The sequence below is a fragment of the Sphingomonas sp. genome (genome assembly GCF_039595165.1).
GTDB lineage: Bacteria > Pseudomonadota > Alphaproteobacteria > Sphingomonadales > Sphingomonadaceae > Sphingomonas.
This window is the reverse complement of record NZ_JBCNMA010000008.1, coordinates 37,052-55,011: the sequence shown is the minus strand read 5'-3', so window position 1 is coordinate 55,011 and position 17,960 is coordinate 37,052. Positions and strand designations below refer to the sequence as shown.

29 protein-coding genes are annotated in these 17,960 nt (G+C 60.9%); 21 read left to right on the top strand and 8 right to left on the bottom strand.

The features are described 5' to 3' along the window. Positions 1-14: 14 nt before the first annotated feature. Complete coding sequence (locus ABDV68_RS02795; RefSeq protein WP_343518128.1) at positions 15-362, bottom strand: hypothetical protein; 348 nt, start codon at positions 360-362, stop codon at positions 15-17. A gap of 316 nt (positions 363-678) precedes the next feature. On the opposite strand from ABDV68_RS02795, the gene ABDV68_RS02790 reads away from it, so the two are divergent. Continuing rightward, positions 679-807: a hypothetical protein gene (locus ABDV68_RS02790; RefSeq protein WP_343518127.1), complete on the top strand. Its 129-nt coding sequence runs from the start codon at positions 679-681 to the stop codon at positions 805-807. Between the two features lie 4 nt (positions 808-811). Here the strand turns inward: ABDV68_RS02790 and ABDV68_RS02785 are convergent, their stop codons facing one another. The 5 genes from ABDV68_RS02785 to ABDV68_RS02765 are packed head-to-tail and all read right to left on the bottom strand — an operon-like array spanning position 812 to position 2,521. Continuing rightward, entirely contained in the window at positions 812-1,168 is a 357-nt protein-coding gene (locus ABDV68_RS02785) for a hypothetical protein (protein ID WP_343518126.1), read from the bottom strand. Then, positions 1,161-1,340: a hypothetical protein gene (locus ABDV68_RS02780; protein WP_343518125.1), complete on the bottom strand. Its 180-nt coding sequence runs from the start codon at positions 1,338-1,340 to the stop codon at positions 1,161-1,163. The genes ABDV68_RS02785 and ABDV68_RS02780 overlap by 8 nt, the downstream gene beginning before the upstream one ends. Then, positions 1,337-1,948, bottom strand: a complete 612-nt coding sequence (locus tag ABDV68_RS02775; protein WP_343518124.1) for a hypothetical protein — start codon at positions 1,946-1,948, stop codon at positions 1,337-1,339. Before ABDV68_RS02775 ends, ABDV68_RS02780 begins: the two co-directional genes overlap by 4 nt. Next, entirely contained in the window at positions 1,945-2,157 is a 213-nt protein-coding gene (locus ABDV68_RS02770; RefSeq protein ID WP_343518123.1) for a hypothetical protein, read from the bottom strand. The genes ABDV68_RS02775 and ABDV68_RS02770 overlap by 4 nt, the downstream gene beginning before the upstream one ends. A 4-nt stretch (positions 2,158-2,161) precedes the next feature. After that, entirely contained in the window at positions 2,162-2,521 is a 360-nt protein-coding gene (locus ABDV68_RS02765) for a hypothetical protein (RefSeq protein WP_343518122.1), read from the bottom strand. A gap of 767 nt (positions 2,522-3,288) precedes the next feature. Here ABDV68_RS02765 and ABDV68_RS02760 point away from each other — a divergent pair. After that, positions 3,289-3,810 carry a hypothetical protein gene (locus ABDV68_RS02760; RefSeq protein ID WP_343518121.1) on the top strand — a complete coding sequence of 174 codons (522 nt, stop codon included), beginning with the start codon at positions 3,289-3,291 and terminating at the stop codon, positions 3,808-3,810. A gap of 133 nt (positions 3,811-3,943) precedes the next feature. Here the strand turns inward: ABDV68_RS02760 and ABDV68_RS02755 are convergent, their stop codons facing one another. Beyond that, the gene (locus ABDV68_RS02755) at positions 3,944-4,165 is read right to left on the bottom strand and encodes a hypothetical protein (RefSeq protein ID WP_343518120.1); all 222 of its coding nucleotides are present in this window, start codon (positions 4,163-4,165) and stop codon (positions 3,944-3,946) included. Between the two features lie 930 nt (positions 4,166-5,095). On the opposite strand from ABDV68_RS02755, the gene ABDV68_RS02750 reads away from it, so the two are divergent. Continuing rightward, positions 5,096-5,314: a hypothetical protein gene (locus ABDV68_RS02750; protein WP_343518119.1), complete on the top strand. Its 219-nt coding sequence runs from the start codon at positions 5,096-5,098 to the stop codon at positions 5,312-5,314. A 93-nt stretch (positions 5,315-5,407) separates the two neighbouring features. Here ABDV68_RS02750 and ABDV68_RS02745 read toward each other — a convergent pair whose 3' ends face one another. Next, the gene (locus tag ABDV68_RS02745; RefSeq protein ID WP_343518118.1) at positions 5,408-5,647 is read right to left on the bottom strand and encodes a hypothetical protein; all 240 of its coding nucleotides are present in this window, start codon (positions 5,645-5,647) and stop codon (positions 5,408-5,410) included. A 98-nt stretch (positions 5,648-5,745) separates the two neighbouring features. Here ABDV68_RS02745 and ABDV68_RS02740 point away from each other — a divergent pair, with 98 nt between their 5' ends. From ABDV68_RS02740 to ABDV68_RS02655, 18 genes are all read left to right on the top strand, one after another. Beyond that, positions 5,746-5,976, top strand: a complete 231-nt coding sequence (locus tag ABDV68_RS02740) for a hypothetical protein (protein ID WP_343518117.1) — start codon at positions 5,746-5,748, stop codon at positions 5,974-5,976. After that, a complete protein-coding gene (locus ABDV68_RS02735) occupies positions 5,973-6,206 on the top strand; it encodes a hypothetical protein (protein ID WP_343518116.1) in 234 nt (77 codons plus the stop codon). The genes ABDV68_RS02740 and ABDV68_RS02735 overlap by 4 nt, the downstream gene beginning before the upstream one ends. Then, the gene (locus tag ABDV68_RS02730) at positions 6,206-6,664 is read left to right on the top strand and encodes a hypothetical protein (protein ID WP_343518115.1); all 459 of its coding nucleotides are present in this window, start codon (positions 6,206-6,208) and stop codon (positions 6,662-6,664) included. Before ABDV68_RS02735 ends, ABDV68_RS02730 begins: the two co-directional genes overlap by 1 nt. Next, on the top strand, positions 6,661-6,810 hold the full coding sequence (locus ABDV68_RS02725; protein WP_343518114.1) for a hypothetical protein: 150 nt from the start codon (positions 6,661-6,663) through the stop codon (positions 6,808-6,810). The genes ABDV68_RS02730 and ABDV68_RS02725 overlap by 4 nt, the downstream gene beginning before the upstream one ends. Continuing rightward, a complete protein-coding gene (locus ABDV68_RS02720) occupies positions 6,807-7,007 on the top strand; it encodes a hypothetical protein (RefSeq protein WP_343518113.1) in 201 nt (66 codons plus the stop codon). The genes ABDV68_RS02725 and ABDV68_RS02720 overlap by 4 nt, the downstream gene beginning before the upstream one ends. A 175-nt stretch (positions 7,008-7,182) precedes the next feature. Further along, complete coding sequence (locus tag ABDV68_RS02715; RefSeq protein ID WP_343518112.1) at positions 7,183-7,623, top strand: RusA family crossover junction endodeoxyribonuclease; 441 nt, start codon at positions 7,183-7,185, stop codon at positions 7,621-7,623. After that, entirely contained in the window at positions 7,620-8,123 is a 504-nt protein-coding gene (locus ABDV68_RS02710) for a DUF1376 domain-containing protein (RefSeq protein ID WP_343518111.1), read from the top strand. The genes ABDV68_RS02715 and ABDV68_RS02710 overlap by 4 nt, the downstream gene beginning before the upstream one ends. Then, on the top strand, positions 8,120-9,631 hold the full coding sequence (locus ABDV68_RS02705; protein WP_343518110.1) for a DEAD/DEAH box helicase: 1,512 nt from the start codon (positions 8,120-8,122) through the stop codon (positions 9,629-9,631). Before ABDV68_RS02710 ends, ABDV68_RS02705 begins: the two co-directional genes overlap by 4 nt. After that, positions 9,628-10,539, top strand: coding sequence for a toprim domain-containing protein (locus tag ABDV68_RS02700; protein ID WP_343518109.1), 912 nt, complete (start codon positions 9,628-9,630; stop codon positions 10,537-10,539). Before ABDV68_RS02705 ends, ABDV68_RS02700 begins: the two co-directional genes overlap by 4 nt. After that, entirely contained in the window at positions 10,536-11,033 is a 498-nt protein-coding gene (locus ABDV68_RS02695) for a hypothetical protein (protein ID WP_343518108.1), read from the top strand. Before ABDV68_RS02700 ends, ABDV68_RS02695 begins: the two co-directional genes overlap by 4 nt. 20 nt (positions 11,034-11,053) lie before the next feature. Then, positions 11,054-11,287: a hypothetical protein gene (locus tag ABDV68_RS02690; protein ID WP_343518107.1), complete on the top strand. Its 234-nt coding sequence runs from the start codon at positions 11,054-11,056 to the stop codon at positions 11,285-11,287. Between the two features lie 2 nt (positions 11,288-11,289). Beyond that, positions 11,290-11,574, top strand: a complete 285-nt coding sequence (locus ABDV68_RS02685) for a hypothetical protein (RefSeq protein WP_343518106.1) — start codon at positions 11,290-11,292, stop codon at positions 11,572-11,574. Then, entirely contained in the window at positions 11,567-11,956 is a 390-nt protein-coding gene (locus tag ABDV68_RS02680) for a hypothetical protein (RefSeq protein ID WP_343518104.1), read from the top strand. Before ABDV68_RS02685 ends, ABDV68_RS02680 begins: the two co-directional genes overlap by 8 nt. Then, a complete protein-coding gene (locus ABDV68_RS02675; protein ID WP_343518103.1) occupies positions 11,949-13,178 on the top strand; it encodes a PBSX family phage terminase large subunit in 1,230 nt (409 codons plus the stop codon). Before ABDV68_RS02680 ends, ABDV68_RS02675 begins: the two co-directional genes overlap by 8 nt. Before the next feature lie 57 nt (positions 13,179-13,235). Then, positions 13,236-15,479: a portal protein gene (locus ABDV68_RS02670; protein WP_343518102.1), complete on the top strand. Its 2,244-nt coding sequence runs from the start codon at positions 13,236-13,238 to the stop codon at positions 15,477-15,479. Continuing rightward, complete coding sequence (locus tag ABDV68_RS02665) at positions 15,476-15,664, top strand: hypothetical protein (RefSeq protein WP_343518101.1); 189 nt, start codon at positions 15,476-15,478, stop codon at positions 15,662-15,664. Before ABDV68_RS02670 ends, ABDV68_RS02665 begins: the two co-directional genes overlap by 4 nt. A 35-nt stretch (positions 15,665-15,699) precedes the next feature. Next, positions 15,700-16,500 carry a hypothetical protein gene (locus tag ABDV68_RS02660; protein ID WP_343518100.1) on the top strand — a complete coding sequence of 267 codons (801 nt, stop codon included), beginning with the start codon at positions 15,700-15,702 and terminating at the stop codon, positions 16,498-16,500. A 132-nt stretch (positions 16,501-16,632) separates the two neighbouring features. Then, positions 16,633-17,913, top strand: coding sequence for a P22 phage major capsid protein family protein (locus tag ABDV68_RS02655; protein WP_343518099.1), 1,281 nt, complete (start codon positions 16,633-16,635; stop codon positions 17,911-17,913). Positions 17,914-17,960: the final 47 nt, after the last annotated feature.

Below are 17,960 nucleotides of genomic sequence, written 5' to 3'. Positions count from 1 at the left end.
GGGAGGGTTGGGCGCTAAGCATCGGCGACCTCCTCCACTTCGATCTCGTCGATTTCGCAGTCATCCAGCCAGCGAAGGTCTCGATCTTCCCCGAAAGCCTTCTCTGCCAGTTCCTCCGCCTCCTTTTGGGAGAACGCCTCGATATCGTATGACTTGCTGCTCTCCTCACGGTAGGAGAAGCTTACGACGGCCCTGAACTTGCGAGCCTTGTCCACGCCCTCTGGGATTGGCTTGCCCCACTCCGAATTGTAGTATTTGCGCATTGCGACCAGGCTTGCGGGAAATGGCATTTCCGCGACCTCGGCAAGCGAAGGCTTTAGCGCTGGCGCGGGGATTTGATGGAGGTACTTTGGCGCCGCCATCACAATACTCCATGCGATAGCGATTGAAGCGCGAAGCGATGAGACGCCGCAGGCGGCTCAGCCCGAAGGGCGAAAGCGCGGGCCACGTCAGTGGCATCGCCATGGCCCCAGAGCACAGCAGCCCCATAGACCCACCCAACAGATCCAATGATCTTGATAAGGAGCTTCATAGGGAGGACTCCGCGCGAGAGATGGCGGAGCGGGCTCTGGCCAGCGTTGGGCACGGGTCACCGTTCCCGTCCTGAAAGCCGTCGTACTCCAGCACAAACTCCCTAAGCGCCTCCAGTAGATCAGCGTTCACGGATTCGAGGGGCAAGTGACCATCGATCGCGTGCATCGCGATATCGGCGAGCACATCGATCTCGGCGCCACCCTCACTGAAGAAGTTGTCGCGGAAAGCGTTCCACACGATCTGGCGAAGCTCACGCCATTGCTGGTCCGATAGGCGCCTAGCCACGATCAGCCTCCTTGCTATCGGTAGCTTGGGGATGTTCACCGCGGGCTTTGGCTAGGGCGGCGCGCAGGAGGGCCATTCCCGACTTTTTCTGCGGGTCCTTGCTGAATGGCGCCAACGCACTTTCTGCCCATCGGCAAGCAGCGAGAAGGTCGGGCGCGGAGGCGATCAGTTGAGCGTTGGCCCATTCGTCGGCTTTCAACGCGTTAACATTACCAACCGTAGCGGCGATGACCCATTGCGCATCCGTGCCGCGCTCTTCGATGTGATAGCGTCCAGTATCGCCGCAGTAGCCATCGGCTCCGGCTGGGACGGCCTCCCACGGTCCCGGCGTTGCTTTGAAATCACCCACGACGGTTCTCCTTGATCATCTGGCGTGCGCGCTCTGCTGCGCCGCCGTTGAAGGCGTTCTTCATCTCGGCATAGGAGCGCTCAAGGCTCTCGCGCATGGGCTCCATGGCCACAGCAGCCATCAAGCGTGCGAGACGTTCACAGCCTCCGGGGATGTTGGGGAGGTCGGTCATGCGTCACCTGCGGGAGGTTGGGCGATGTCCTTCGGACCCGCGCTGTCATCGCTCCGCGACGGAGCCGTGCCGTCTCCGCCCTGCGGGTTTCCATCGCTATCGCGGGAAAGCTCTGCCGCTCCAAGCTTGGTGAGCCAGTAACGGCGCTCTCCACGCGCGGGCTCCCTTGGAAAAGCGAAGTCGCTCGTTACAAACTTGTCGCGCAGGTGGGTGAGTGCATAGTTCTCTTGGCTGAAAAACTTGGCGACAAATCCGTCTTTGCCCGCGTCAGAAACCCTGCGAAGAAGCTCCAAGGTTTCTGGCTTCAGCGGCGTCCGCTCCTGATAGTGACGGCACGCCTTTTGCCCGGCCCGTGCATCATAGAACTTGCGGAACTCCGACATGAAGTCCTCGGCAAAATCCCCGCACGAGCGAAAATTGTCGCGTCGGCGTTCGTCCGACTTGAGGCAATGGTGCGTCTCTCCGTTCCAGTAGATGACACCGATGAATGCGCAAGAATCGCACTTGCGCGAAGGATCGAAGCCCGAAGGGTCAAGACGCGCAGCGGCTTGATCGGAGACGAGGGCCTGATCGGCCTCGGCCGACGCGCCCTGAATATCCCGGCTCATTCCACCACTCCTTTAGAGACAGACCGGGGAGCGGCGATCAGGGCATAGGCCCGCGCAAACGCTTCACGATCGCTAGGCTGCCAAGGGTTGAACGGCGCTTCCCGGTACCCCGCGACATCGAAGTGCGCGCGGCCAGCATCGAGATAATCGGCCATCTCCCATTCGGAGCGGTCGCGCACGTAGGGATCGAGCGTGTCGAGCTTCGACATGGGATCAGGACTCCCCGCGAGCTTTGGCGATGGCGGCGGCTGCCACATTGAACGCCGTCTCGGCCTCGGCGAGCATATTCTCCATGCCCTCCACGTCCCGGTTCTTTTCGGCGTCCGGGCCGGTGAAATAGAACGCTATGAACTCGGCCAGATTGCCGAGTGACGTCAGCAACTCCGGGGCGGCGGCGATCAGGCGGGCGTTGGCGCGCCGCTCACCGCCTATGATCTGCGCGGCCGAATTGAAGGTCACGACGCGGCGACCATCTGCACCGAGGATGTGACGGGGGATATCTGGCGCGTCAGGGCGCGTCTTCTTGCAGAGCGTGACGGCCCAAGGTCCCGGCGTATGCTGTTCGATCGACATTACGTGATCCTTTGGAGAATCTGACTGTTTCACGCGGCGCGCTTTTCGGCCTGAGCCAATTGACGGCGGCGAGTCCTTGCGTGATTGCAGGCGCGGCATTTCCAGCAGGGCCTGCCATCTCGAACCTCGACGTAATCGTCGACGCGGGCATGCCCGCACTTGCAGCACACCCCGCCGTGACCAAACGTTGGTCGCGCCTCCGCTGCGCAGGTGCGGCACCCGCGGTATGCAAGGCTGTTGATGACGTTATCCCCCTCTAGGGGGTGCCCATTCGGGCAGAACCGACGCAGGGCCCGTGCGTTAGCGCGACCCTTCGCGATGGCGTCTCTGGTGTTCTCGGAAAGAGTTCCGGGCCAGATATGATTGGGATTGACGCAGTTAGGATTATCGCATGAGTGGCAGGCGAACTTCCCCTCGGGGAACGGCTTGCCGTTGGCGATTTCCCAAGACAGCCGAGTCGCTACATACCGCCGCCCGTTGCGGCTGATGCGGCCATAACCGGCGCGAGTTTTCGTGCCCGTCCAAGGCCAGCATTCATCCGCGCCGCGCCGATCGACCTTGGACCAGAACTTTGCCTCAAGCTGTTCCACTGAACGCATCTCCCCAGCCACCACAACGGCGGCTATGGGAGGGGTATGAATGAGAAATATCTCACCGTCAATAGAGAAATGAGAAAAATCTCACTTCATTGATTCGTTGCCCATATGAGGGCAAAATCCCTCTCTCGACGGGGGAGGGCTATGCGAGTTGCAGCTGTTGTTTGCGCCGTGGCGGCCATATTCGGCCTGCCTGCGGAAGCGCAGAAAAGGACGCGGCCGAGCGTAGTAGTGCCCGCGCCGCCGCCGCTCCCTGGCGAGCGTTACGGGAACTGGTATGTAACTACAACGACCGGCGCCACTTTCGCCACTACCGAGAATGAGAGTGGATCGGCCTTCGGCGTGCTATGCGGGTCATCTTGCGTATTCTTCTTCAATCCCGTCATTCAATGCGAGCATGACGGGAAGTTCCCCGTTCTCATCAACACGCCTGCCGGTGCTTTCAACGCGACGTTGACCTGTCGGGTCGCGGAGGGGCGGTATCTCCTGGCCGCGCCGCTGGACACGACCCTTCTGGACGCGATGGAGATCGGCGGCGAGCTGGGCGTAGCCTTCCCCATGGAAAGCGGGCAGTTCAAAGTCACGCGCTTCTCACTAACCGGCGCGCTGAAAGCCACCTTGCGAGCATATCAGCTTTCCGAAAGCGGCCGTGCCAATCCGACTGAAAAAGGGCTACGTGACCAGACGCTCTAGGCAGAGATTTGCACCCACGACGGCTAGGGAGTTGGAGGGGAGGGGCAATTAGCGCTGCTCTATGCATTCCCCGCTTCGCAATTCCCTCACAAACCCCCTCTCAAAATAGGCTATCCGTCCTTGCCGAACCGCGTCAGGAAAAATCGCGGGTCAGCTCATCCTCATCCATAGCGGCCTGTTCGCGCCGATCCGGGATCGGCCATTCGGTAAAGGCGATGATCCAGAGAGCAATAAGAGGGAGAAGCGGCACAATCGCAGTTGCTGCCCAAACGGGACTGAAGCCGAACCTGCTAAGAAACCTGGCGAAGATGGCTAACTGTACCGCGAATGCGATGAGCGGGATCCAAATCGTCATCTCACCACCTCTCATACTTGCTTGAGCCTGCATCGGGTATCGGCCAGCGCCATAGCGCAAGGAACAGATACATCAGCAGTCCCAAGAGGGGGATAAGCGCCAAGCACGCGAACCAGACCGGATACCCGACGCGCCAAGCGATTCTAGCCAGCGGAATCCCCGCGAGCACAGTGACAGGTAGGATGCCGAGCAGCATCCCAAGTACATTGTCCATAATACCCCCTAAGAAAATTCCTAGACTTGTTGGATTTCGCGGAACACAACAGGAACATGGAACAGACGACTCGCCCCGACGTGCTGCTGTCAGAGCCCGCCTGTGAAGTGGGCTGCCGCGAGTGCACGCTTGAATGTTCAATCATTCCTGAGCGCTTGTCATGGTGGGAGTCTGAGGTTGAGCGTCTCTATCGGGAGCGTTCACTGGCTCAGGATAGGGCTTCCCTCGACGCGCATTTGCGTATCGCGCTAGGCGCAGTCGCAAAGCTGGCCCAACGACTCGCGGATAGTCCGCGAGGGTCGTTCCGATCGGCAGTTCGCGCTGCGCCTCTGCCAAAAACCCGGCGATCTCATCTTCACTAGGCAGGGGGTTTGCCGGAGGCTCTACGCCTTCAAGTAACTCGGATAGTGTGACCCCCGCGGCGCGGGCGAGACGATCAACCTTGTCAATACCAGGCTCGGTGCCCTTCCGAAGATCGCGCCAGAAGCCCGGACTTACAGCGGCCTCCTCGCACCAGCGTTTGTCGCTCCACGGCTTCCCAGTTTCGTCAATCGGACGAATGCGCTCAAGCGCCTTCACCAGGGTGGGACTGATCCTCTGCTGATTCGACACGCGCGCCATGTGAGGAATTTCCCACACGGGCTGCGTCAGCGCTATTTGAGAGATTTCGCACATCATTGCTTGTGCTGTGAGAAATATCTCATATAATGCCCGTCATGATCATGACCGACGCAATGCTGCTGGAGGCGGTCGAGGCCTTCCTCGCACGCACCGAGATGAAGCCGACGCGCCTAGGGCTTGAGTCGCTCGGCGATGGTGGGTTGGTGAAGAACATAAGGGAGGGCCGGTCTCTCTCGCTGCGCAACGCTGAGAAGCTTGTCGCCTTCATGGAAGAATTCGAGCGCAAGCGCCCCGAACCCGCGAGGGCCGCATGATCCCCGCCGCGATCATCGTTCTCGCGTGCGCGTTCGCCGTTCTGACAGCGGTCGTAATCACAGGCGATGACCGGAGCGCACGCAGTCTTGCCGCTACTGCTCTGGTGCGCGCCTCGCTGGAAGAATTGAAACGAGCAAATCCAGGTGTTCAGCCCGCGTGTCGTTATCGTCGCAGCGGGAAGCCACTTCGGCAAGGATCGGGAGCTGGCGATGAATGAGGTCGCGCGTCTCGTCGTCCATGAGCCCCGCGCGCTCCAGTATGCGGGCCATGTGAGCCACCATGTTGAGTGTGAACCCTGCGGTAAGCCTGTCGAACACCTCATCTGGTTCCATTCGAATCCTCCGTCCATTCCTCGCAAGTTGGACGGTAGGACGGGGGCTGCATCGGAGTCCATGCCGAGCAGCCCCCGGAACTTCACGGGGAGGGCGGGGTGAGCCGCGCGCGCGTAATCATCCATGCCGAACCCGGCGACTTCATCCTCGCCAGCCGCGCAGCCGCATTTTGCCTGCGCGACGACTATCAGTGGCCGAAAGATGGTTGGGGCTTGGTCCAGTACGGCGACGACCTGAAGAACGTCTTCAACGTCCGCCGAAACAAAGTCGGCGTCACCGTCTATGGTCCTATTCGTGCTCACGCTACTCCTCCCGGAGAAGGCGCATGAGCGCTCTGATCATCGGCTCCACTGTTTTCGCGGCCATCCTCTGCTGTGCCCCGTATCTGTTGATCCGGGCTGTCAGCGGCCCGATCCACGACCCTGAGCATATCGCCGCCTTCCGCTATGCCAGCCAACCGCGCCGCCAGCTCAAGCGCGGTCAGGCGCCAGATATGGACGCCGACGCAATTGGGATCGGGGGCGGGTCTGATTTCATCCATTTCGGAGGCGTCTCATAATGCCGCAGCGCAACAATGTCTGTCCAATAGAGCCGCTGTCGAAGGACAAGTTTCAGCGCAAGCTCGCTGCGGCATGGGGACGTGTTTGGCCCACCATGGGCAAGGGCGTGATGGCCGAGCGGATGGGCCTCAACGACGCAAAGACGATCGATCGCGCCGTGACGGCAAGCAATCTTCCCGAGGCGCACACCGTCTTCAACTCGCTCGTCGCCGACATCTCAGCGCTTGATGAGGTGTTGAAGGAATACGGGCTTCGCGCCGCCCCGCGCCACGCCGTCGCTGCAAATGACATGGCGCTGGCCGCTGACCTTTCGCTGACCGTGACGGAGTTCCTCAAGCGGCTCGCGGACGGAAAGCGCTGCCATATCGACACCGCCGTCCTTGCCGAGCTTTTCCGCCGTCTCATCCCGCAGATGCAGGCCGTCGTCGATGAGCATGACGAAAGGGTCGCGGCATGACCGTCGAAGAGATCACACGCGGTCCCCATGCACGCCACACGGTCAAGGTCGGCAACCGCACGATCGTGATGCTGGAGCGCCTTCGGTTCATACCTGCGCGCCACCTGTCCCCGCTCAACCTCAAGCAACTGGAGAAGCGGTCATGACTTTCACGCTCAGTGCGGATTGGTGGCTCGCACCTGCCATTGTAGCTGTTGCGGCATTCGCCTGGGCAGCTTGGGCCGACCGCGACAATCGACCCCGGGGCGATTACAGCTTCTCGGGGATCGCCAGTGCGTTCGTCTATGGCATCGCCCTTATCGTCTCACTGATCGCATGGCTCATCTGGGCGGTGCTATCATGATCGCCTCCCTCATCAACTGGTATCGCCGCAACGTTCATCGTCACCCTGCCGCGCAGGATAGGCGGGCTAGAGCCGCTCTGTCCCGCAAGGCGACGATCGAGGCGCAGGACAAGGAGCGAGCGCGCTGCCTGATGCTTGCCCGTGGCCTCAATCGCCAGCGCAGGGAGAGCATGGGGTGAACCGGGGCGTCGATCCTCAACTGATCGTCGTGACGGTGCCCGGTGCGCCAGTGGCGAAGGGGCGCCCGCGTATTTCGACGCGCGGCGGGTTCGCTCGCGCCTACACGCCGGCCAAAACGGCTCGCTATGAGGATCTGGTCAGGATCGCGGCCTGTGATCGGATGAACGGCAATTCGCCAGTTCAAGGTCAAGTGACGCTCTGCGTTACGGCCTATGTCCCGATCCCGAAATCCATGCCGAAGCGCGACAGGGAAGCAGCGGTTGAAGGGCTCAAGCACCCCGTCACGCGTCCCGACGCCGACAATTACGCCAAGGCCGCCCTCGATGGCTGCAACGGCATCCTGTTCAAAGACGACAGCCAGGTCACCGATCTGATCGTGCGCAAGCGCTACAGCGATCGGCCGCGGCTCGTCATTTCCATGGAGTATGGCGAGTGACCAAGCCCCGGCCTAGTGCCGCGCTGTGGATGCCTTGGTTCATCAAGGACCATCGCGCTCAAGTAGCCACCTTCAGTCATGTCGAACATAGCGCTTACGTCTTCCTGCGTATGCTCTTTTGGCAGCGCGATGGCGTGATTCCGGACGACGCGAAACTGATTGCCCGAGAGCTGCGGATTACGCCGAAGCAGTGGTCAGACATGCGGTCCATGCTGCTGGAGGACTGCACCATCTCCGGAGGGCAGATCACCCATCCTTGGACCATAGAAGAATTGGCAAAAGCACGCAGGCTGATCGAACAGCGCAGGGCCGCAGGCATCGCATCCGCCGCTGCACGAGCGAACCAACGAGAAGGCAACGAGCGTTCAACGAACGTTGCAACGAGCGTTCAACCACGCGCGGGTAGTGGTGATTGTCCTATCCAGGATAAGGCTAATGATACGGATACGGCTGATTCGCTTGAGCGAGGTCCGTTCGCTGTAATCGGGGGTCGCAAGTGAGCGCCCTTGCCAACTCTGCTGCTGGTTGGGGCTTGTTCGACACTCGACCTGAGCCGAAGCCCTTGAGGCCCCATCAGGTCTGTGCGCTCGCGATGGTCCGTCACGAGGTGGCTACTGGAACTTTCCGGGTGCTGCTAAAATTGCCGACCGGGGCTGGCAAGACGCGTACCGCCGCCGAGATCATCAAGGGCGCTCGGGCGAAGGGCAGGCGGGTGGTCTTCACCGTGCCGGCCATCTCGTTGATCGATCAGACGCTGGAAGCGTTCGAGGCGGAAGGGATCTACGAAATCGGCGTGATGCAGGCATCGCATCCACGAACCGATTGGCGGCAACCCGTGCAGATCGTGTCGGTTCAAACGCTAGCTAGGCGCGAGCGCCCTCTGGCGGACGTGGTAATCGTGGACGAGTGCCACCAGCAATACCAGTCGGTGATCGATTGGATGGTGGACTCTCCACAGACGGTGTTCATCGGTTTGTCCGCGACGCCGTGGGCCAAGGGCTTGGGTGACCAGTGGCAGAAGCTGGTCATCCCCGTGCGGATGCAGGAACTTATCGACGAAGGATACCTTTCGCCATTCCGCGTTTATGCTCCGAGCCACCCAGATTTGTCTGGCGTCAAAGTACTCGCAGGCGATTACCACGAGGGCCAGCTTGCGGATGTCATGGGATCGGCGACGCTCGTTGCTGATGTCGTTCAGACTTGGCTACAGCGGGGCAAAGGGCTGCCTACCCTCGTGTTCGCGGTGAATAAGGCGCACGCTGCACAGCTTGTCGATGAGTTCGCGGAAGCTGGCGTGCGGATGGGTTACTGCGACGACAGCATCGATCTGATCGAGCGTAGGACGCTGTTCGATCGTATGGGCCGTGGCGAGTTGGCGGGGATCGTCAACATCGCAACACTTACCACTGGCGTTGATGCTGACATCCGGTGCGTCGTGCTGGCGCGGCCGACCAAATCCGAGATGCTATTCGTTCAAATGATCGGGCGGGGCCTGCGCGCGGCCCCAGGCAAGACCGAGTGTATCATTCTTGACCACGCCGACAATCACGACCGGCTCGGTTTCGTGACCGACATTCACCACGAAACTTTGCTCACTGGGCGGGACAAGAAGCACGAGACACGCAAGGACAAGGGCGATGCTTTGCCCAAGGAATGCCCGTCATGCGGTGTCCTGAAACCGCCCCGATTGCGCCAATGCGATAGGTGTGGGTTCGAGCCGAAACGTTCGCCGGAGGTCGAAACGGCGGACGGTGAACTGGTCGAGTTCAAGCCCAAGTCGGGCGAGAAATTCACCAAGGACACAAAGCAGCGATTCTGGTCGATGGCGCTCCATATCGATCGCCATCGCAACAAAGGGGGGAGGCTCGCCAAAGCCCTCTACCGCAGCAAGTTCGGCGTATGGCCGCAGGGGTTGGCGTACCATGCCATCGAGCCAGACAGCGCCTTCCTTGGATACGAGCGCTCGCGCCGCATTGCCTATGCCAAACGAAAGGGGGCGCGGTCATGAGAAGCACGAAAGAGGCGGCGCGCGGAAAATGGCGTGGAATCCTTCTGGCGCTCGGGGCTGATGAGCGATCACTATCCGGCAAACACGGGCCATGTCCGTTTTGCGAGGGCCGTGATCGGTTCCGCTGGGACAACAAGGATGGATCGGGATCCTTCATCTGTTCGCACTGTGGTGCGGGAGATGGATTCGAGTTCCTGAAACGGTTGAAGGGTTGGGCATTTCCAGAAGCAGCTCGAGAAATCGATCGTGTCGTGGGCAATGTGAGGCCTGAGCCGGTCCAGAAGCGGATGGACGACAGAGAGCGGGTGGAAATGCTGAACCGCCTATGGGTCGGCTCGACGCCTATCACGCCGTTTGACCTAGCCGGCCGTTACCTGGCGGGCAGAGGTCTTCCAATGCCGCAGAACTTCAACTGCATCCGGTTTACTGATCGCTGTCCTGTTCCGGGTGGGGGCTATGCGCCCGCCATGATAGCCATGGTGAGCAAGGCTGACGGTTCTCCAGCAAATCTGCATCGGACCTTCCTAGGTCCGAATGGCAAGGCAGATATGGAAGATCCACGGGCTACAATGCCCGGTGTATTACCGGATGGCTGCGCGGTTCGATTGTCGATGCACGGCGGCCGCCTCGGCATCGCCGAAGGGATCGAAACCGCGCTCAAGGCAACGCAACGGTTCACGATGCCCGTATGGGCTGCGCTCAATGCCACGATGCTCGCCAAGTGGATACCGCCCATTGGCGTCGAAGAAGTCGTGATCTTCGGCGACAATGACGGGAACTATACCGGGCAGGCGGCTGCCTACGCCTTGGCGCGTCGCCTCAGTACGCTTCCTGGGCGCGCTTTGGCGGTGAGGGTCGAAATCCCGAAGCGGCCTGGGCTGGATTGGGCAGACGAGGACGCAGCATGACCACCACAGAACGATCAGAAGATGGGCGGGAGCTATTTTACATCGACTGCGAGTTCGACGGCCATAGCGGCCCGTTGCTCAGCATAGCGTTGGTTCGCGAGGATGGGCGAAGCATCCACATCGCTACGACGGCTGAGGCTCGCGATCCTTGGGTAGTAGCAAATGTCGTCCCAATCATGGGTATGCACCAAGCGACGCTCAATTGGAGCAGCGTGCATCTCAACGATGTGGGAACGGTTATCCGCCACTTCCTCGGCGAAATCGAGAACCCCGTCATTGTTGCCGACAGTCCCGTAGACATCGGGCGTTTTTGCTCCGCCATCTCGACATCCCCCACAGGCGGTTGGGCCTCCGCAGAGTACCCGACGATGACCTTCGAGGTTCACAATGTCGATTGCTATCCCACGGCGCTGGAAGGCGCTGTCCAGCACAACGCTTGGTGGGACGCAATGGCGCTCCGGCACAAGCTCCAACCGGAAAGGGCCGGCGCATGACCCTCCCCAAAGAAACACCCATGATCGAGAGACTGGCTCGGGTCGCGATTGAAGCGCGGCGTGGTGAAGATTTCAACCCGTCACGGTTCCATGTTCGCCTTGAAGAGCAAGTGATCCGCGAAGTCCTGACAGCCCTCCGGGAGCCTACGCCTGAGATGGTGGCCGAAGCGACCTCAGAATACGTCGGGGACATTGACGCCCTACTGACATGGCAAGCCATGATCGACGCAGCCCTCACCAAAGGAGAAGGGTGAGGATGAACGCACTCGTCATTCCAACGGGAAACGCGGCGATCGTTGAACTGGCGACGGCCCTTGGTCGCGAGCGAGCCCTAGATGAGCGAGAGAGCCGCATCCTCCAACGCGCCATCATCCGCGATCAGGGCGCATTCCGCAGATGGACGCCGGCCGATGACGCCAAGCTTCTCAAGATGCACAAGGCCCGCATCCGAGCTGCTCAGATGGCAACCACACTCAATCGAACGGAAGACGCAGTGCGACGCAGACTATGTGATCTGAAGAAGGCGAGACGATATGGCTGAGCGAACCCAGGAATTGGCGGATGCGCTGGTGGAAGGCCTCTACGAGGGCAAACCACTTCGCCAGCTATGCCGTGATAACGGGATCAGCAAGAGCGCAGTTTATCGTTGGTTCGATGAGGACGAGGAACTGGCGGGACGCATCGCGCGTGCGCGCGAACATGGCTATCACGAGATCGCTGACGAGTGTCTTGAGATTGCCGACGAGGAACCTGCCGATGCCGTGGACGTGCAGGACAAGAAGGTCCGGATCGACACGCGCCTGAAGTTGCTGGCGAAGTGGAGCCCGAAGCTTTACGGCGACCGCCAACTCGTCGGCTCCGATCCCGAAAACCCGCTGCCAGCGGGCTTCCAAGTCAATCTCGTAAAGCCGAAGGATGCTTAGGAGCGTCGATCTCCCTGAATATGCGTCGGATTTGTGGGAGCCGTTTCGCCATCTCGCATGGAAGGGCGGACGAGGGGCGGCTAAGTCGCGCACGGTGGCCAGCGGGCTTGTACTGCTCGCCTCGCAATCGCACGAGCGCATCCTATGCGGGCGTGAGGTTCAACGCAGCATCAAGGATTCCGTCAAGCGATTGCTGGATGATGAGATCAGGCGTCTCGGGCTGGAGACGGTTTTCGAAAGCACCGAAACCGAGATCAGGGGGCCTAACGACAGCCTGTTTCTGTTCTCGGGCGTCAAGGGCAATGCGAACGGCATCAAATCGACCGAGGGCATCACCATTTTCTGGGGAGAGGAGGCGCAGACCTTCAGCCAGGCCAGCATTGACACGGTGGTGCCGACAATTCGTGCGCCGGGTTCGCGGCTGATCTGGACATGGAACCCAGACCTGCCAACCGACCCTATCGATCGCATGTTCTGCGGTGAGGACGGCCCGCCACCGCGCTCCATCGTGCGCCACGTCAACTACGACGCCAATCCGTGGTTTCCTGAAGAGCTGCGCGCCGAGATGGAGTACATGCGCGGGCGAGATTACGACAAGTACCTGCATGTGTGGGAGGGCCAGTACCGCCAGAACAGTGAAGCGCGGGTATTCAAGAACTGGAAGGTAAATGCTGATCTGGCGGCGCCAGCGGGGGCGGTGTTCCGGCAAGGAGCCGACTTCGGCTTCTCGATCGACCCGAGCTGCTTGGTGCGTTGCTGGATCGACGGCCACAAACTCTACGTAGATCACGAGGCGTGGGGGCTAGGTGTCGAAATCGACAAGCTCCCCGAGCTGTTCCTGTCGGTCCCGGATAGCGAGAAGTGGTGGACGACGGCGGACACCTCGCGCCCTGAGACGATCAGCTACCTACGTCGCCACGGCTTCCCGAACATCCGCGCTGCGGTAAAGGGCGCGCGATCGGTAGAGGAGGGGGTCGAGTTCCTGAAGGCGTTCGATATCGAGGTGCATCCCCGGTGCGAACATCTGATCCAAGAGCTCACGCACTACAGCTACAAGACCGATCCCCTGACAGGCGACGTTCTACCCGTGCTCGAGGACAAGGATAATCACCTGATCGACGCGCTGCGCTATGCCTGCGAAGGCGCGCGCAGGGCGCAGGCAGGAGTGAAGACCATCAAACTGGCGATGCCATCCACAGCATCGGCATTCGCGAAGCGCTGACCCTCACAAACCCTCAGGTTCGGACGAACGTGTCGCTAGGATAAATTCCGGCGCGCGATGGCCGAAAAACCTCTCCCCGAAAGCGAAGTCGAAGGATCGACCGCCGACAAGGACAGCGAGCGCCTCGCAAAGATCCACGATGAGGCGATGCAGCGGTTCGATAGCGTCGCTATGCCGCAGCAGGAATTGCGCGCTGACTCCCTTCAGGCTCGTCGCTTCGTTACGATCCCGGGCGCGCAGTGGGAAGGCCAGTGGGGCGTCCAATACGAGAACGTGCCCCGCCCCGAGGTGGATAAGATCACCAAGTCTCTCGAAAAGATCGAGACCGACTATCGCGAGAACCGTCTGACCGTCGATTACGTGCCCTCAGATGAGGCGGCCGACGACAGCACGGCGGAGACGCTCGACGGCATCCATCGTGCTGACAGCTATCACTTCAAGGCTCAGCAAGCGCGAGACAACGCGTTTCAGGAGGCCATCCGGGGCGGGTTCGGCGCCTATCGCCTGACCACGGACTATGCCGACCCCTACGACCCGTCGAGCGACGAGCAGCGGGTCAACCCCGGCCTCACGATCGTGGACGCAGACCAGTCGGTCTATTTCGACGGCGCGAGTAAGGTGTACGACAAGTCGGACGCTGAATGGGCGTTCGTTGTCTCCGCGCTTCCCCGTGCGACGGCCATTGCCACATGGGGCGAAGACAACATCGATCCGTGGCCACTCGAAAATTGGAAATGGGCCTATGACTGGTACACGCCCGATGTCGTACGCATCGCGGAGTATTACGTCTGCGAGAAGGTTCCGGACAAGCTCTTCATCCTGACGCATGAGACATCAGGCGAAGAACAACGCCTGTTCGAGAGTGAGCTCGCGGAGGGCGCGCTTGACGATCTGAAGGCTGAGGGCTGGACCGTTGAGGAGCGCGACTTCAAGCGCAAGCGGGTCCGCAAGTACGTTCTCAACGGCTCGCGCGTCCTGAAGGACTGCAAGTACATTGCGGGCTGCGAAATCCCCATCGTGCCGGTCTATGGACGCCGCGATTTCGTGGATAACATGGAGCGTTGGCGCGGACACGTCGGCAAGCGCATGGATCGCCAGCGTATCTACAACGCCTCGATCGCCAAGGTGGTCGAGCTTCAGGCGCTCGCTCCCTACGAAGTGCCGATCGTCGATCCAGAGCAGGTCAGCGGCTACGTGGACGGCAATACGACGATCCTGGAGCATTGGGCCAAGGGCAACATCGAGCGCTATCCGGTGCGATTGCTGCACGCCCTTCGAAACGAGAACGGCGAAATCGTGAGTGCCGGGCCAATCGGCAAGATCGAGCCGCCGCAGGTTCAGCCGGCCACCGCTGCCCTGCTTCAGGTTTCGAGTGCCGACCTGACTGACGACGACGATCAGGCAGATGAAGTCAAGGCCAATGTCTCGGCCGATGCAATGGATATCGCCGCGAGCCGCGTGGACAGCCGTTCTGCGATCTATCTCGATAACATGCGTCAGAGCATTCAGCGCGAAGCCGAAATCTACCTTGGGATGGCCAAGGAGGTATATTTCGAGCCGGGCCGAAAGGTTGAGACGCGCACGCAGGACGGCAAGGATGGGCAGGCGGTCCTTCACGAGCCTTACATGGGCGAGGATAACGTCTATCGCATCCGCAATGACCTCTCGCGTGGGCGGTATAAGGTCATTGCTGATGTTCAGGAATCGACGGTGACGGCTCGTCAAAAGACGGTGCGCCAGAACGTTGCCCTGGCCGAAATCGCGGTCAAGGCCGGGTCGAATGAGTTGGCCAACGCGGCCCTGCTTACCGCCGTGATGAACCAAGACGGTGAGGGCCAGGCCGACATGCAGGATTGGGCGCGTCAGCAGCTCATCGGTCTCGGCGTTGTGAAGCCGACGCCGGAAGAGCAGCGGATGATCGAGCAGGCCGCACAGGAGCAGCAGAATCAGCCCCCGAGCGCTGCGGATCAGGCGTTGCAGGCACAAGCGATGGAGTTGGTCAGCAAGGCCAAGCTCAACGACGCCAACGCGGTGCAAAAGATCGCCGACGCCATGCTCAAGGAAGCGCAGGCGCAAGCAGTGGGTGGACCGGTCAGCGAGCCCGAGACGCCCTCGGGCCTAACGGCGGCGAACGACGAAGCGAACATCGCGGAGCGCTTCGCCAGCGCCGATCTCAAGCGCGCGCAAGCTGAGGAGATCAGGCGTGGCGGAAGCGAGAAGCGCATCCGGATGGGGCACGAAATTGAGATGGAGCGCCGCCAGCAGGAGCAGGCAGAACGGGAGCCGCGAGACGCCGCATGAGCCGGTACTTCACCAAGGGTAAGAACCTCCGTCCGCGAGCTGATTGGCTGGACGAGGAATATCCGCTCATCCCGCCGCTGACGGTGGATGATCACGAGGCGACGGACACGGGCATTCTCGACGGTGACGGCGACACGATTTGGAGGGCGCCGAATCCGATGGGTTTTATCTGGAACGATGGTTGAGCCGACCGCCGGGCATTCGGGCGAGGGAGTTGAACATGGCTGACGAAACCGATGACGAACTGGTCCTGACACCCCCGGAGGGCATGGAAGAGCAGCCTCCGGAGGAGCCAGAGAACGCCCATTCCGAGGAGGGGGAGTTTTCGATCGAGCTTGAGGGCGAGGTCGCTGAAGACGAGACGCCTCTGGTCAAGAAGCTGCGCGAAGAAATCCGCGAGCGCGATAAGCGCTTGGCTGGCTATCAGCGCACCGAGGCTCCCAAGATCGAGGTTGGGCCAAAGCCGACGCTGGAGACCTGCGAATGGGATGAAGAGCGCTACGAGGCTGAACTCGACGCGTGGAAGGACCTCAAGGCCAAGGCGGAGACGGCGGAAGCTGACGCCGCCCGTGCGCAGCAGGCGAAGGATCAAGAGAATCAGCAGCGTGTCATTGCCTATAAGGCGAAGGCCGCGGCGCTACCCGTCAAGGACTTCGCCCAGGCGGAAGCCGCAGTGGTGAGCGTGCTGCCCGATATCCATCAGGCAGCGCTTCTGGCCTATACGAACAACCCCGCCCAGTTGGTCTATGCGCTCGCCAAGCACCCGCAGATGCTCGACCGCATCGCGTCGGAGCCTGATCCGATCCGCGCAATCATCCTCGCCCGTGAACTGGAAGGACGCCTCAAGGTGACGACCCGTGCAAAGCCCCCGGCTCCCGAGGCCGAAACCATTCAGCGCAGCTCCGCATCCATGACGCAGACCGGCGACAAGGAGGAAGAGCGTCTGCGCAAGAAGGCAGAAGAGACCGGCGATTACTCGGCGCTCACCCTCTACAAGGCCCAGAAAAAGAAAGCTGCCTGACGGGTATTGAGATACCCGTTCAGTTCGCGTATATGTCATTCGCCAATTCAGGGACCAGCGCCTGCGACGGCTGAGCATCGGCGAGGGGTCATTACGACCCGTTGATGTTCAACCAATTCGCAAGGTGCTGAAATGGCTAACAATTTTACCAAGGAAGAGCGCGTCCAGTGGGAGAACCTTCTGGAGGGGTTCGATGATCTTCTCGTTATCGCTCGCGAGGCTGAAACCTACACGATGCCTGGTGGCGCGGTGGGGCAGCAGCGTCAGAGCGACAAGATCTGGCGCCCGATGCCGTACATCCCTGCGGTCTATGACGGCTTCGACCAGTCGGCGAATTTCGGCGACATTACGCAGCTGTCGGTTCCGGTCACGATCGGCCAGCACAAGGTCGCCAACGGCAAAATGTCCTCCAAGGACATGCGCGACCCGCTTCAGCTCTCGCGCTATTTCGACGGCGCGAAGAAGACCCTGGCAAGCTCGGTCAACATGGCCGTGTTCACCTCGGTCGCCAACAACGGCTCGCTGGTCTCAAAGCGCACCGTAGCAGCGTCGGGCTATGACGACCTTGCTGCGGCGGGCGCCATGATGACAGAGCAGGGCGTGCCGATGGACGACCGCAGCGCGTTCTATTCGTCTCGTGACTACCTGACGATGGCGGGCAACATCGCCAAGCCGCAGACTTCGGACAGCCCGCTCGCTCGCACTGCCTATGAGCGCGCCTATGTCCGCACGGTCGGCAACTTCAAGGTATTCGAGAATGACCAGATCATCCGACTGACCGCCGCAACGGCGACGGGCGTGACGATCACGAACACACAGCCGCTCTACTACACGCCGGTCGGCTCGACCGTGGATGCTGACGGCAACACCACCAACATCGACAACCGTTACCAGGTCATCTCGATCGCGGTGACCGGCAACACGGTGAAGGTCGGCGATGCGTTCACGATCGCCGGTGTCAACGCCCTGCATCACATTTCGAAGCAGGATACCGGCCAGCTGAAAACCTTCCGCATCACCAAGATCATCACCGGTGCGGGCGGTACGGGGACGGTGCAGATCACGCCCCCGATCATCTCGAACGGCGGCGGCACGAAGGCCGAGCTGGAGTACAAGAACGTCTCGGCGACGCCCGCTAACGGCGCGGCGATCACCTTCCTCAACACCACTGCGGCGAATGTGAACCCCTTCTTTGTCAAGGGCGCGGTGGAGATCATTCCCGGCACCTTTGCGGTCGAGCCGGAGGATGGCTGGCAGGTGCTTCGCGGGACGACCCCACTCGGCATTCCGATCACCTACACCCGTCAGGGCGCGATCAACGACCTAAGCGTCAAGTTCCGCTTCGACATCGATTTCGGCGTCGCGACCCTGAACACCGAAATGGCCGGCATCCAGCTATTCGGCCAAGCCTAACCGAACCGGCCCTTCCGTGCGCGACGGGAGGGCCAACCAAGCAGGGC